We start from the raw sequence: 13,401 nt of genomic DNA, 5'->3' as shown, positions 1-13,401 counted from the left end.
ACCCCGCTTCCGACAGAGGAGACAATTCGGGATGGATACCATCCTTTACCCCATTCAATGGGTCGTGGCCTGGATCATGTACGGGTCGCACCAGCTCTTCACGGCGCTGGGCTTCCAGAACGGACCGGGCTTCGCCTGGGTGCTGTCCATCGTCGCCCTGGTGATCGTCATGCGGATCGTGCTGATTCCGCTGTTCTTCAAGCAGATCAAGGCGTCGCGCGGCATGCAGATGATGCAGCCGGAGCTGCAGGCCATCCAGAAGAAGTACAAGGGCAAGACCGATCCGTCGTCGCGTGAGGCCCTGGGCCGCGAGACGATGGAGCTCTACCGCAAGCACGGCACGAACCCGATGGCGTCGTGCCTGCCGATCCTGCTGCAGTCGCCGATCTTCTTCGCGCTGTTCCGGCTGCTGTACAACCTCGGGAACATCGCCGAGGGCACCAAGCCTGCGATCGGGCCGATCGACCAGGGGGTCGCGGCCGACATCGAGAACTCGGACCTGTTCGGTGCCCAGCTCTCGGACGTCTTCATGCAGACGGACGACTGGAGCGTGCGCCTGGTCATCCTCGCCCTCATCATCGCGATGAGCGCCACGACGTTCTTCACGCAGCGCCAGCTCACCATGAAGAACATGCCGAAGGCGGCCCTCGAGGGCCCGATGGCGAACATGCAGAAGATGATGCTGTACGTCCTGCCGCTCATCTTCCTCATCTCGGGCGTGAACTTCCCGGTCGGTGTGCTGATCTACTGGACGACGACCAACCTCTGGTCGATGGGTCAGCAGTTCTACACGATCAAGCGGATGCCGGCTCCCGGCTCCGAGGCGGAGCGGCTGCTCCAGGAGCGGAAGGCCGCGAAGGCCGCCAAGAAGGGCCTGGTCATCGAGGAGGAGAAGGCCCCCGAGGCTCCGCAGCCGCGAGGTCAGCGTCAGCAGCCGGTTCGCAAGAACCGCAAGAAGAAGAAGTGAGGGCAGCGACGATGACGAAGGACGCGCAGCAGGACGACACCTCGTCGCTGGTCAGGCGCCTCGAGGAAGAGGGGGAGGTCGCGGCCGACTACCTGGAGGAGCTGCTCGACGTCGCGGACCTGGACGGGGACATCGACCTGGACATCCAGCACGACCGTGCGGCCGTGGAGATCCTCTCGGAGGATCCGACCTCTCGCTCCTTGCAGATTCTCGTCGGGCGCGATGGTGAGGTGCTCGACGCGCTCCAGGACCTCACGCGCCTCGCGGTGCAGGCTCGGACGGGGGAGCGGAGCCGGCTGATGCTGGACGTGGCGGGATACCGAGCCGGCCGACGCCGCGAGCTGGAGTCGGTCGCAGCGGAAGCGGTCGAAAGGGTCAAGGCGTCGGGGGAAGCGGTCTCGCTGGACGCGATGAACGCGTTCGAGCGCAAGGTGGTTCACGACGTCGTGGCGGAGTCGGGTCTGGTCAGCGATTCCGCAGGTGTCGACCCGGATCGACATGTGGTGATCCGGCCCGCGTCGGCCGAGTCGGTCTGACGGGGAGGTCCAGGGCCCGCTGTTTCACGTGAAACAGCGGGCCCTGGCTGTGTGAGGCCTCGGGCTCGGGGCCGACAAATGGATCGGACGTTCGTCCCGCGGCAGTCGGGCCGACACGGCAGAGGTGGGATGACAGGATGGATGACATGGCTGGCACGGACGAGGCACTCGGCACGAGCGACGCCGTGCGGGCGTACTTCGGTGACCGGTACGAGGTCGCCCACCACTACTACGAGATGCTCCGTGACGAGGGAGAACGCCGGGGCCTGATCGGTCCGCGGGAGGTGGAGCGGCTCTGGGAGCGGCACCTCCTCAACTCGGCGGCCGTGACTGCCCACATCGGCGAGGCAACCTCTGTTGCTGATATCGGGTCGGGTGCGGGCCTGCCGGGGATCGTGATCGCGATCATGCGACCCGACGCCGCCGTGCATCTCGTCGAACCGATGGAGCGTCGAACGCAGTGGCTGGACGAGGTGGTCGCCACGCTCGACCTGTCGAACGTCTCGGTCAAGCATGGCCGCGCAGAGGAGTACGACGGCGCGTTGGAGGTCGACGCGGTGACGTCGCGGGCCGTGGCGCCGCTCTCGAAGCTGGCCCGCATGAGCCTGCCGCTCGTCCGGCCTGGCGGCGAGATGGTGGTCCTGAAGGGGCGCAACGTCGAGCGAGAGATCGAACCGGCGCGCAAGGTGCTCCGTCGGTTCAGAGCATCCGAGCCGGAGATCCTGGAGGGGACGACCGTGCCGGGTGTGGAGTCGACGACCATCGTGCGTGTCCGTCGCGGATAGGTGCCCGTCGACGTCTCTGATGGTCGACGGCGCGTTTCACGTGAAACACCCACCTCTGATCAGGGTGTCTCCGGGACGGGCCAGGGTCCCAGGCCGTAGAGTGAGCGCGGCACCGGAACCGCGTGACCAGCCGACCTGGAGGATCGATCCGTGAGCACGAGCACCGACCGGCCTGACCCGTCGTCCGACGGTGGTCAGTGGGGCGGCCCGGACGGCGCCCCCGGCGATGTTTCACGTGAAACCGCGCAGCTTGAATGGCCCCCTTCGGACCGGGAGGACCAGGAATCGCACCGCGACGCGTTGCGCGATTCGGTCCCTGAGGCGGATGACTCGACACCTCTCGCGGCCCAGCTTGCTCTCGACGCCCGGCGTCGGATCGAGCTGGACGGGCGGCGGTTCCCGAAGCCGCAGGAGACGCGCATCCTGACGGTGGCCAACCAGAAGGGTGGCGTCGGCAAGACGACGACCACCGTGAATCTTGCCGCCGGCCTGGCGCGCGCTGGGCTCCAGGTGCTGGTGATCGACAACGACCCCCAGGGCAACGCGTCGACCGCTCTGGGCCTCGAGCACCGCGCCGGTACCCCGTCGATCTACGAGGTGCTCGTCGAGGAAGAGCCCCTGAGCTCCGCCGTGCAGGCCTGTCCTGACGTCGAGGGCCTCTGGGGCGTGCCGGCGACCATCGATCTCTCGGGGGCCGAGATCGAGCTGGTCTCCCTGGTTTCACGTGAAACACGTCTGCGTAAGGCCCTGGATCAGTTCCTCGAGGAGCGTGCCGAGCGTGGCGAGGAGCGCATCGACTACGTGTTCGTCGACTGCCCACCGAGCCTCGGACTTCTCACCGTCAACGCCTTCGTCACGGGACGTGAGGTGCTCATTCCGATTCAGTGCGAGTACTACGCGCTGGAGGGACTGAGCCAGCTTCTCAAGACGATCGAGCTGATCAAGGCCCACCTCAACCGCGACCTGGTGGTCTCGACGATCCTGCTGACGATGTACGACGGCCGGACCAATCTTGCGCAACAGGTCGCCGCGGAGGTGCGGACACACTTCCCCGAGCAGACGTTGCGCACGACGGTGCCGCGGTCCGTGCGGATCTCGGAAGCCCCCTCGTACGGGCAGACCGTCATGACCTACGACCCGGGATCGACGGGTGCACTGGCCTATCTGGAGGCGGCTCGAGAGATCGCCGAGCACGCCGTACAACGCGCTGACCTGCCATGATGTGCGTACAGTGGTGAGCGAACGATGATGCTCGGCACGACGCCGACGGGGCGACCAAGGACGAGGGCGACGGCGGGCCAAGCCGTCCGGGACCAGGAGGCTGGTGGAGCATGAGCCAGAAGAAGAGAGGCCTGGGACGCGGACTGGGTGCGCTGATCCCTCAGGGCCCCGCCCAGGAGAAGCCGGTCGACGTGTTCTTCCCGGCGGGCGAGGACGGCGACGGACGGGCGGCGGTGCTCACCGCTCCGGAGCAGGAGCGTGACGGCGCCGAGGGGCCGGGCGTCGACGGTGACCCGGGGCGGTCGCACTCCAGCGCCGGCGCCGCGCGTTCGGGCCGACGGAGCGCCTCGTGGGACTCCGCCATCGCCGGTGGTCGCCTCGGCATCGCCGGCCAGGGCGGCGGCGGTGCCGAGTCGGCCGACGACGCCGTGAGCGCACTCGCCGGGATGGCCTCGCGTCTCGAGAGCGAGGCGCGGCTGGCGACGGGGGAGACCCGGGTGATCGGGACCGTGACCCCGGTGGAGATCTCCGAGCACGACGCACCGGACGACCTGTCGTCGTCGACCTCCGCGTTCCACGACGACGAGATGATGACGGACGTCGCGGCGGACGCGTCGAGCTCGGACGAGCTGGTCCCGGTGCCGGGGGCGCGCTTCGCCGAGGTGCCGGTCACGTCGGTGCGGCCGAACTCGCGTCAGCCGCGGACCGTGTTCGACGAGAGCGAGCTCGACGAGCTGGTCGACTCCATTCGGGAGATCGGCGTGCTGCAGCCGATCGTGGTGCGCCCTGACCCCGATGCCTCCTCGGGCTACGAGCTCATCATGGGTGAGCGCCGGTGGCGGGCCGCTCAGCATGCCGGCCTCGAGGCCGTCCCGGCGATCATCCGCGAGACCGATGACGCGGAGATGCTGCGGGACGCTCTGCTCGAGAATCTGCACCGGGCGGCGCTCAATCCCCTCGAGGAGGCGGCCGCTTACCGGCAACTGCTCGACGACTTCGGCTGCACCCACGAGGAACTGGCGACAAGGATCGCCCGTTCGCGACCTCAGATCTCGAACACTCTGCGTCTGCTCAAGCTGCCTCCGTTGGTGCAGCGACGGGTGGCAGCCGGCGTCCTGTCTGCCGGTCACGCCCGGGCGCTGCTCGGACTCAGCGACGGTGCCGAGATCGAGCGCCTGGCGCAGCGCATCGTGTCCGAGGGCCTCTCGGTGCGCGCCACCGAGGAGATCGTCACCATGGCCGCGGACGGTACCGCGCAGCCGGCCCGCCGGGCCCCCCGTGCAGGTCAGCGCAGCGAAGCGATGGAGGAGCTGGCCAGCAGGCTCTCGGACCGCTTCGAGACACGGGTCAAGGTCGACCTCGGCAAGACCAAGGGCCGCATGACCGTCGAGTTCGCCTCGGTGGAAGACCTCAACCGGATCCTTGCGGTGGTCGCTCCGGACGATCCCGGTCTGCTGAAGCCCTGACGGTCAAGGAGAGCGCAGTTCCACCGCCGGCCCGGCGATGTTTCACGTGAAACGTCGCCGGGCCGACTGCTGTGCGGAGCGGTCGACGCAGCGTTTCACGTGAAACATCGCTGCGAGCCGGCGCAGGACCTGCGCGGCCTCGGCCCACGTGCGCCCGTTACGACCATGTCGACCATTCCGTCATGCACGTCCGCGCCGGACATGACGCCCAGAGACGACAACGGCGGCCGTACCGGTCATCCCACCGGTGCGGCCGCCGTCGTCGGGGCGAGCGAGGCGATCAGGCGCCGAGCACGCCCTCGATCTCCTCGGTGAGGGCACGCTTGGGGCGTGCGCCGATGATCGACTTGACGACCTCACCGCCGGAGTAGACGTTGAGCGTGGGGATCGACGTGATGCCGTAGGCCATGGTCGTGGCCTGGTTCGCGTCGGTGTCGAGCTTGACGATCTTCACCTTGCCCTCGTACTCGTTCGAGAGCTCCTCGAGGATCGGCGCGACCATGCGGCACGGGCCGCACCACGTCGCCCAGAAGTCGACCAGCACGGGCACGTCGGACTCGAGGACCTCGGACTGGAAGGTGTCGTCGGTGACGGCAACGGTAGGCATGCTCTCTCCAGGGTTCTGCGGTGTGTGATGGTCAGCGGCTGGCTGCGCCGACGGCGTCGTCCCGGTCGTCGACGGCGTCCAGCGCCGCGGGCAGGTCTTCCGGGTCGATCTCGGGCATGTCGGCGAGGTCGGCCAGGTAGGCCTGGGCGTCGAGCGCCGCGGAACAGCCCGAACCGGCGGCGGTGATGGCCTGGCGGTACGTGTGGTCGACGAGGTCGCCGCACGCGAACACGCCGGGAAGGTTGGTGCGGGTCGAACGACCCTCCGCCAGGACGTAGCCCTCCTCGTCCAGGTCGATCTGACCCCGGAGGAGCTCGCTGCGCGGGTCGTGGCCGATGGCGACGAAGAGCCCGGTGACGTCCAGGTCTCGCTCGGCCCCGGTCCGGGTGTCCCGGAGTCGCAGGCCGGAGACCTTGTCGTCGCCCGAGATGCCGGCGACCTCGCTGTTCCAGGCCACCTCGATCTTCGGGTCGGACAGGGCCCGGTCCGCCATGATCTTCGAGGCGCGGAGTGCGTCGCGGCGGTGGACGATCGTGACCTTCGCCGCGAATCGGGTGAGGAAGGTGGCCTCCTCCATGGCGGAGTCCCCACCGCCGACGACGGCGATGTGCTGGTCGCGGAAGAAGAACCCGTCGCACGTGGCGCACCAGGAGACGCCCCGACCGGAGAGCTTCTTCTCCTCGGGCAGGCCCAGCTCACGATAGGCGGACCCGGTCGCCAGGATGACCGCGCGGCTCCGGAAGGTCTCACCGCCGCCGGTGACGACCACCTTGACGTCCCCGGTCAGGTCGAGGCTCTCGGCGTCGTCCCAGAGCACGGTGGCACCGAACTTCTCCGCCTGCTCCCGCATCGCGTCCATGAGGTCGGGGCCCTGGATGCCGGGAGGGAAGCCGGGGAAGTTCTCGACCTCGGTGGTGTTCATGAGTGCGCCGCCGGCCGTGACCGATCCGGCGATGACGACGGGGGCCAGCCCGGCGCGCGCAGCATAGATCGCGGCGGTGTACCCCGCGGGTCCGGAGCCCACGATGACGATGTCGTGCACCGCCGTGCCGGGCGTGGTCGAGGTGGTCGGCTGGTCGGTCAAGGCGTCTCCTGCGGGTCGTGTCGAACCGGTGGTGGCCGGCACGAGGAGACAACACCGCGACCCCCGCGCCTGTTCCGGAAGGGTCAGGACAGGGTGATCTCGTTGAGCTCCAGTCGGTTCTCCCCGTCCGTGGTGGGCAGCTCGGTGATCCACAGGACGAACTCGTCGAGGACCACGGCCTTGTCCAGCTCGATCTGGGTGTCGGGGGAGAAGGAGCCCTTCGCCAGGACCTCACCACCCTCGGGATCATCGGCGGAGGTCTGCCGGAGCTCCCACGCACCTCCGGAGCTGTTCGTGTTGAGCTCGACCGCCGAGACGGGCGCGGGTTCCCGCAGGACGACGTCGAAGCCGGCGCCGGGCTTGAAGCCGCCCCAGGCCGGGTCGTTGTAATAGGTACGCGTGTACCAGAACGTCGACGGATCCGAGTCGTAGGCGAGCTCGACCGCCTCCGGGTGCTCGCCGTCGCTGTAGGGGTCGAGCTGAGAGCCGGACTCGATGATCGGCCGGACCTCGGGCTCCTCGGACTCGGTGGGCTCCGCGGATCCCTCGTCCTCCGACGGCGACTCCTCGGCTTCCTGGGTCGGTGCCGCGGATGTCGCGGCGCCTCCGATCGGGGTCGTGTCGAACGGGGTGAAGACCTGGCTCACGGCCCACACGGCGCCCAGGACCACGCCGACGAGCAGCAGACCGAGCACGATGGGGGTGGGGTTCACTCCCCGGCGCTTGGGCGCGGGGGTCGACGCGAAACCACCGGTGGCCGGGCTGGTCGACGACGGCGGCACGCCCTGCCCGGCGCCGGCCGCGGCGGCCGGGGCGTAGCCCGGCTGCGCGTAGCCCTGCTGCCCGGAAGGAGGCGGAGGCGTCGGCGGCTGGCCGACCTGGGTCGCGGCCGCGGGCGCCGTCGGGGTCGCGGCGGCCGGCGGCTGACCGTAGGCCGCGGTCTGCTGGTAGGGCGGGCCCTGCGCGGCGGTCTGCTGCGCGGCCCAGGCACCCCCGGCGCCGGCCGCGGCCCCGACAGCACCGGCGCGGGCGATCCGACCGGTCGAGGGCCGCCGGACGGGCGGCGCGGGCGGCGGGGTCCCCGGCCGGGGCTCGGTGCCCGGGGGCGAACCGGCACCCAGCACCGAGGAACGGACCGGACGTTCCGCCGTCGGCTGGACGAACTGGGGCAGAGCCGCCATCACGGACACCTGCCCCCAGGGCTCCAGCGCCGCGATGACCTCGCCGGGAGTGGCGGGCGCCTCGTCGCCGTGCGCACCGAAGGTCCGCCGGACCAGCGCGTCGAGCTCGGGGTCGACGTGCGGCACGAGCTGGGAGACGGCGACGACGCCGTCGGGACCCGTCTGTGCCGGCAGCGGGCGGACCGCGTCGGGGGAGATCCAGTCCACCTCGAGGGGGTCCGCGGGCCAGCGCGCGGTCAACGCGTAGTAGCCGAGCGCGACGAGCCCTCGCGCGTCGGCCGCGGCGCCGGCCGCACCGGAGGCCTCTGTCCCGGCGACGCCGGCGTCGACGCCCAGGCCGGTGACCACGACGCGGTGGCCGTCGACGCGGACCGCCTCCGGGCGCAGCGCCAGGTGATGCACCCCCCGCTGGTGGGCGGCGTCGAGGGCGGTCGCCGCCTCGCCCACCAGGGCGCGGGCCTGCTGGGCGTCCACGAGTCCGCGGGAGATGATCTGCGTGAGGGACTCGCCGGCGTACGGCTCGGTGATGACGTAGGACGTGTCACCGGAGCCGAGGTCGGTCGTGCCGACGTCGAGCACGCGGCACAGCCGCGGGTCGGCGACGAGCGCGGCACGGCGCGCGGCGTCGAGGGCCGCCGGAGCGTTCGGACCGTCGACGAACGTCACGCGGACCGGACGGTCGAGGATCTGGTCGTGCGCCTCCCAGGCCTGTGCCGCCGCCAGGTCGGTGCTGGCAGGTCGGGTCAGCCGGTAACGATCGACCATGACGGTTCCGGGCTGGGCGATGCTCACCTGGACGCCTCCGTGGGGGTGTGGTGGGGGAGCGCCGACGGGCGAGGTGAGCCCGTCATCCGTTCCATCGGACCATGGTAGAGGCCGGGGCCCGTCACGGGGCGCGTCATGCCGGACCTCGCCCGAGTCTGCGCAGGATCGGCGCAAGTGCGTCGTCCAGCTCGCGGACCCGCAGGAGCTTCAGCATCGCCAGGTAGGCGGCGCCCATGACCACGCCGGCGGCGGCGGTGACGAGCACGGCCGCGAGCCACGACGACCCGGCGGTCGTGTCCGTGAGGTGCACGATCAGCCAGCCGAGGCCACCGGCCACGGCGGCGGCGAGGGCGGCCCGCCCGTACAGGCTGAGCACCCGTGGCCCGTCCATGCCCTGCAGCTTGCGGCTCATGCCCCGCACCCGCAGCAGCAGGGAGATCCAGGTGGACAGCGCGAACGCACCGCCGGCGGCGACCGCCCAGGCCGTGACCGGCAGCGCGACCGTGGCCAGCCACAGCGCGGCGACCAGGGAGACCGTGGCGATGATCTGGATGACGAACACGCTGCGGCCGTCCTCGAACGCGAAGTACATGCGGCGCACGAGCACGGTGGCGCCGAGGGCGATGGTGCCGATCGCCATGGCGCGCAGGATCGGTGCGATCGCTTCCACACCGACCTCGGAGGCGGTGGGGATGAGCGCCTTGGTCAGGGGGAACGCGAGCACCACGAGGGCGGTGGCCGAGAAGACGGAGAAGACGCCGGCCGAGCGCAGGCCCAGCGACATGTCCCGCCGCACCCCCGGGAGGTCACCGCTGTTGACGGCGGCGCTCATGCGGGGGAACAGCACGGTGACGATCGAGACCACGACCAACGAGTGCGGCAGCAGGTAGATCGACATGGCGTTGGTGTAGGCGAAGTTACCGGCAGCGGTCGCGCCGTCGTCGCCCCCGGACTGGCCGGCGGCGAAGAGGACGTTGGTCAGGAAGACGACGCCGACCTGCTCCAGCGCGACGGCACCGAGGGTCCAGCCCACGACCTTGCCCGCGGAGCGGAGCCCGATGCCGCGCAGCCCGAGCCGGAACCCCCACCGGAAGCCGGCCCGGCGCAGGGGCATGATGAGCAGCAGCGCCTGCGCGGCGATCCCCAGCGTCGCGGTGCCGGCCAGCAGCAGGGTCTGCGCCGTCGTCCAGCCCGACAGGTCGGTGATGCCGTCCGCAGGTGCGTGGCCGAACAGGAGGATGAACGCGCCGAAACCGAGCAACGAGACCACGTTGTTCGCCACCGGCGCCCAGCCGTAGGCCGCGAACCGCCCGTGGGCACTCAGCACCTGGCCGAGCAGGGTGTACAGACCGTAGAAGAACACCTGGGGCAGGCACCAGTAGGCGAACACGATGGCGAGCTCGCGAGCCTCGGCCCCGGCGGGCTCGCTGAGCGTCAGCAGGGTCACGACGAGCGGGGCGGCCGCGACCAGGACGATGGTGCCGGACAGCAGCCCGAGCCCCGAGAGCGTCAGCAGCTTGTCGAGGCGTTCCCGGGCGTTGTGCGCCTGCATCGACTTGAGGATCTGCGGCACCAGCACCGACTGCAGCACGCCGGCCGAGATGAGGGCGAACAGCATGTTCGGCAGCTTGTTCGCGATGTCGAACGCGTCGGCGACGGTCCCGATCGAACCGACACAGGCGACCAGGAGCATGGTGCGCACCAGGCCCGAGGCGCGGGACGCCGCCGTCCCGAGGGACATCGCCAACGAGCTGCGCCCCAACCCGGCCTTGCGGGCACCGGACGCGCCCGGGTCCGCCGGTGCCCCGTCCCCGGACCCGCCGGTGGCGTCCGGCACGGGACCGGGCTCGTCCGGCGTCGCCCCTGGCGCGGGCACCGGCCGGTCGGCACGGGGGGCGGGATCGGGGCTGTCGACGGTCATCGCGGGGGGTCCTCCAGGTCGTCGTGCCGCGCGACGCCCTCGGTCGGTTCGGTGGGGACGGCGGCCTCGGTGACCTGCTCGCCCGTGGTCCGGCGGTCGGACCGGCCGCGGCGCACCGTGCGCCAGATCCCGGCGACGAACAGCAGGCCGACGGCGCACGCCATGACGGTGGTGCCGACGGTCTCCCAGCCGGCGCGGACCCGTACCGCGAAGCTCGTCGAGTCGGCCACCAGCACGCCGCTCGGGGCGAGCAGCTCGACGTCGAGGTCGACGTCACCGGAACCGATGGCGCGGACGCGGACCTGGGCGTCGCGGGACCCGCCGGCCGGGACGACGACGGTGGGGTCGGTCTCGACGATCACCCGTGGGTCGGAGGGCGTGAGCTCGACGGTGACGGTGGCGTCGACGGGCAGCTCGTTGCGCACGCGGACCGGCAGGTCCCCGGTGTCGCTGATGAGCGTGACGTCCCCGCGGTCGGCGACGCTGATCCCCGACTGCACCTCGGCCGCCCGGGTGAGCGCGAGCCGGCGGGCGGCCTCCCGCGCCTCGGGGTCCGTCCGGTAGGCCAGGGACAAAGGGGCGACCAGGTCGCGGTCCACGGTGCCGGCGAGCTCGGCGGGATCGGGGGCCACGGTCGCGAAGGCCGCGACGTCGTCACCGGCCCGGAAGAGCTCCCGCACCTGGCCGGCAGGGAGCTCGGCGTCGTCGACCACCTGGTCCGCCGGTGCGGTGGTGGGGCTCGACGGCGCCCCGGCGAGCACGTCGGTCAGGGGAGCGATGTCGATCCACCCGGCGCTGCCGAGCGCGGACACCAGCGACTCGAAGGCCTCGACGTCGGGGCTCCAGCCCCGGGGCAGGGCGGCCACGACGTCGGCGGAGGTCCCGGCAGTCTGTGCACTCGTGGCCAGGGCGGCGGCGTCCGCGAGGAGTCGTCGGGTCTCGCCCGCCGAGAGGCCGTCTCCGTCGACGCCGGTCGCCGCCCCGACGAGCGCGGACCAGGTGGGGTCGGCCACGGCGAGCGAGACCTCGTCCGCGCCGGTGTCGAGCGTCGACATCACCGTGCCGGGGGCGGCCTCCACCCCGTCGGTGACGAGCACGTGCTGCGCTCCTGCGGCGGGTGCGGTGGCGACCGTGGCGCGGTCCGTGACGCCCTGCGGCCAGGCGACGGTGGTGTCCCAGGCCGCCGGAGGGGTCCACCCCGACGGCAGGAGCGTCGTCGGGTCCGTCGCGGCGGCCATGTCGGCGGCGCCCACCTGGGCGTGGGCGAGCGCCGCCAGGTCCGGGTCGTACGGGGGCAGGGTGACGACGTCGGCGGCCCCGTCGCTCTCGAGCCGTTCGGCCCAGTCGGTCGCCCCGGCGTCGGAGGACGTGCCGGCCGCCGCGACGACGGCGGGGTCGACGGCGAGGGACAGCCCCGCCGTCCCGTCCGTGGCCGCGCTGAGCAGGCGACCGAGCTCCTGCTCGGGAGCCGTGGCGGCGACGACGGCGTCCGTGTAGTCCGAGGGCGAGGCCGGGTCGCGACCGGGTCCGGTCACCGGCGCGACCAGGGCGAGGCGCACGGGGTCGGGGGCGTCCGTCCCCGCGTCGGCGGTCCCGCCGTCCGGGTCGTAGAGGAGGAAGGAGTGCAGCACCACGAGGGGTGCGCCGGCGGCGGAGACCTCGACCGACATCTGCCGCGGTCCCCAGGCGGCCTGGTCGCCGAGCTGGAGGCCGGCCACCGCGAGCTCGAACGTGACCTGGGTGGACCCGCCCGCCGGGATGTCGTCGACGGACGTGGTGGCCTGGGTCGTCGCGGTGCGGCCGGAGTCGTCGTCCGCCCACGCGCTCACCTCGGCGGCCGACGACAGCAGCATCCAGCCGACGCCGAGGTCGGCGCGCAGGTCGGTCGCCCGCCGGGTTCCGTCGTTGGTGATCCGGACCGTGACCTCCTGCGTCCCGTCGGGTCCGACGACGGTGGGGCTGACGCCGACGATCTCGGCCGTCAGCGCCTCGGCGGCCGTGGCGGACGGCGCGGGTGCCGCGGCGAACACGGCGGCGAGGGCCACGACGGCGAGGACGAGGACGGACGCGCGCCGTCGCGCCCCCGCGGCACGGGAGGAGGTCACCGACGGGCTCACTCGACGAGGTCCGGGGTGCGGATCAGCACCTGCAGCGCCGTGGCCGCCAGTCGCTGCTCGTTCGGGTAGGCCAGCCGGTGCGGGAGCTCCTCCACCAGGACCCAGCAGGCGTCCTCCGCCTCGCCGTCCGGGTCGCCCGCGGCCGTGATGGCACCGCCCTCGGCGCGCAGGAGGAAGTGGTGGACCACCTTGTGCACCCGCCGGTCCTCCCCGCTGAACCAGTAGTCGATGACGCCGAGCGTGGAACGGACCGTGCCGACGATGCCGGTCTCCTCGTGGATCTCGCGCACCGCGGCCTCCGCGGGCGTCTCCGCACCCTCGAGGTGGCCCTTGGGCAGGCACATCTCGAGCCGACCCCCGCGGTTGCGCCGCAGGATGACCGCGGCGCGCGGCCCGGACACGTGCCGTTCGACGACCAGACCACCGGCCGAGGTCTCGTCGACCACGGGCAGGTGTCCCGCCGTCGGACCGCGACCCTCGGGCGCGCCCGAGCGGCCGTGCACCCGGGCAGGGTCGACCCGCAGGGGGTGTCCGCCGGGCGGGACGGGCACCGGCACGGACGGGCGCCCGTCGGGAGCGCCTGGCGCCGGTGCCGCAGAAGACATGGGGCCACCCTACCGAGTTCACCCGCTGTTCCTGACGGCCCGGCAGGTGCTGCCGGGCCGGTCCGCGACCTCCTCGCCGGCGCCGTGACGTCGCGCGGTTGCCGGCGGGTGCGTCGCGGGCGCGCGCACCCGTGCCCGCGATCTGG

The 13,401-nt window shown here is 71.8% G+C and carries 11 protein-coding genes; 5 read left to right on the top strand and 6 right to left on the bottom strand.

What is annotated here, in order from left to right; translation table 11 throughout:
* The first annotated feature begins 31 nt into the window (after positions 1–31).
* The 5 genes from yidC (at position 32) to ACIQLL_RS04500 (ending at position 4,975) form a co-directional block, all read left to right on the top strand.
* Positions 32–967 carry a membrane protein insertase YidC gene (gene yidC, locus ACIQLL_RS04520; RefSeq protein WP_402463787.1) on the top strand — a complete coding sequence of 312 codons (936 nt, stop codon included), beginning with the start codon at positions 32–34 and terminating at the stop codon, positions 965–967.
* 11 nt (positions 968–978) lie between these two features.
* Entirely contained in the window at positions 979–1,503 is a 525-nt protein-coding gene (locus ACIQLL_RS04515; RefSeq protein WP_402463785.1) for a Jag family protein, read from the top strand.
* 146 nt (positions 1,504–1,649) lie between these two features.
* A complete protein-coding gene (gene rsmG, locus ACIQLL_RS04510) occupies positions 1,650–2,288 on the top strand; it encodes a 16S rRNA (guanine(527)-N(7))-methyltransferase RsmG (protein ID WP_402463783.1) in 639 nt (212 codons plus the stop codon).
* A 150-nt stretch (positions 2,289–2,438) separates the two neighbouring features.
* Complete coding sequence (locus tag ACIQLL_RS04505; RefSeq protein WP_402463781.1) at positions 2,439–3,509, top strand: ParA family protein; 1,071 nt, start codon at positions 2,439–2,441, stop codon at positions 3,507–3,509.
* A 110-nt stretch (positions 3,510–3,619) separates the two neighbouring features.
* Complete coding sequence (locus ACIQLL_RS04500; protein WP_402463779.1) at positions 3,620–4,975, top strand: ParB/RepB/Spo0J family partition protein; 1,356 nt, start codon at positions 3,620–3,622, stop codon at positions 4,973–4,975.
* Between the two features lie 280 nt (positions 4,976–5,255).
* Here the strand turns inward: ACIQLL_RS04500 and trxA are convergent, their stop codons facing one another.
* The 6 genes from trxA to ACIQLL_RS04470 all read right to left on the bottom strand — a co-directional run bounded on the left by trxA (position 5,256) and on the right by ACIQLL_RS04470 (position 13,255).
* The gene (gene trxA / locus ACIQLL_RS04495) at positions 5,256–5,582 is read right to left on the bottom strand and encodes a thioredoxin (protein WP_402463777.1); all 327 of its coding nucleotides are present in this window, start codon (positions 5,580–5,582) and stop codon (positions 5,256–5,258) included.
* A 31-nt stretch (positions 5,583–5,613) separates the two neighbouring features.
* A complete protein-coding gene (trxB, locus tag ACIQLL_RS04490) occupies positions 5,614–6,666 on the bottom strand; it encodes a thioredoxin-disulfide reductase (protein ID WP_402463775.1) in 1,053 nt (350 codons plus the stop codon).
* An 83-nt stretch (positions 6,667–6,749) separates the two neighbouring features.
* Positions 6,750–8,639: a protein kinase family protein gene (locus ACIQLL_RS04485; RefSeq protein ID WP_402463773.1), complete on the bottom strand. Its 1,890-nt coding sequence runs from the start codon at positions 8,637–8,639 to the stop codon at positions 6,750–6,752.
* 106 nt (positions 8,640–8,745) lie between these two features.
* Complete coding sequence (murJ, locus tag ACIQLL_RS04480; protein WP_402463771.1) at positions 8,746–10,533, bottom strand: murein biosynthesis integral membrane protein MurJ; 1,788 nt, start codon at positions 10,531–10,533, stop codon at positions 8,746–8,748.
* On the bottom strand, positions 10,530–12,638 hold the full coding sequence (locus ACIQLL_RS04475) for a DUF6049 family protein (protein ID WP_402463770.1): 2,109 nt from the start codon (positions 12,636–12,638) through the stop codon (positions 10,530–10,532). The genes murJ and ACIQLL_RS04475 overlap by 4 nt, the downstream gene beginning before the upstream one ends.
* An 8-nt stretch (positions 12,639–12,646) precedes the next feature.
* A complete protein-coding gene (locus ACIQLL_RS04470) occupies positions 12,647–13,255 on the bottom strand; it encodes an NUDIX hydrolase (protein ID WP_402463768.1) in 609 nt (202 codons plus the stop codon).
* Between the last annotated feature and the right edge of the window lie 146 nt (positions 13,256–13,401).

The sequence above is a fragment of the Isoptericola aurantiacus genome (assembly GCF_044769875.1).
Classification (GTDB): domain Bacteria; phylum Actinomycetota; class Actinomycetes; order Actinomycetales; family Cellulomonadaceae; genus Isoptericola; species Isoptericola aurantiacus.
Note: the sequence above shows the minus strand (reverse complement) of the source record. Positions and strands in the feature narration are given on the sequence as shown.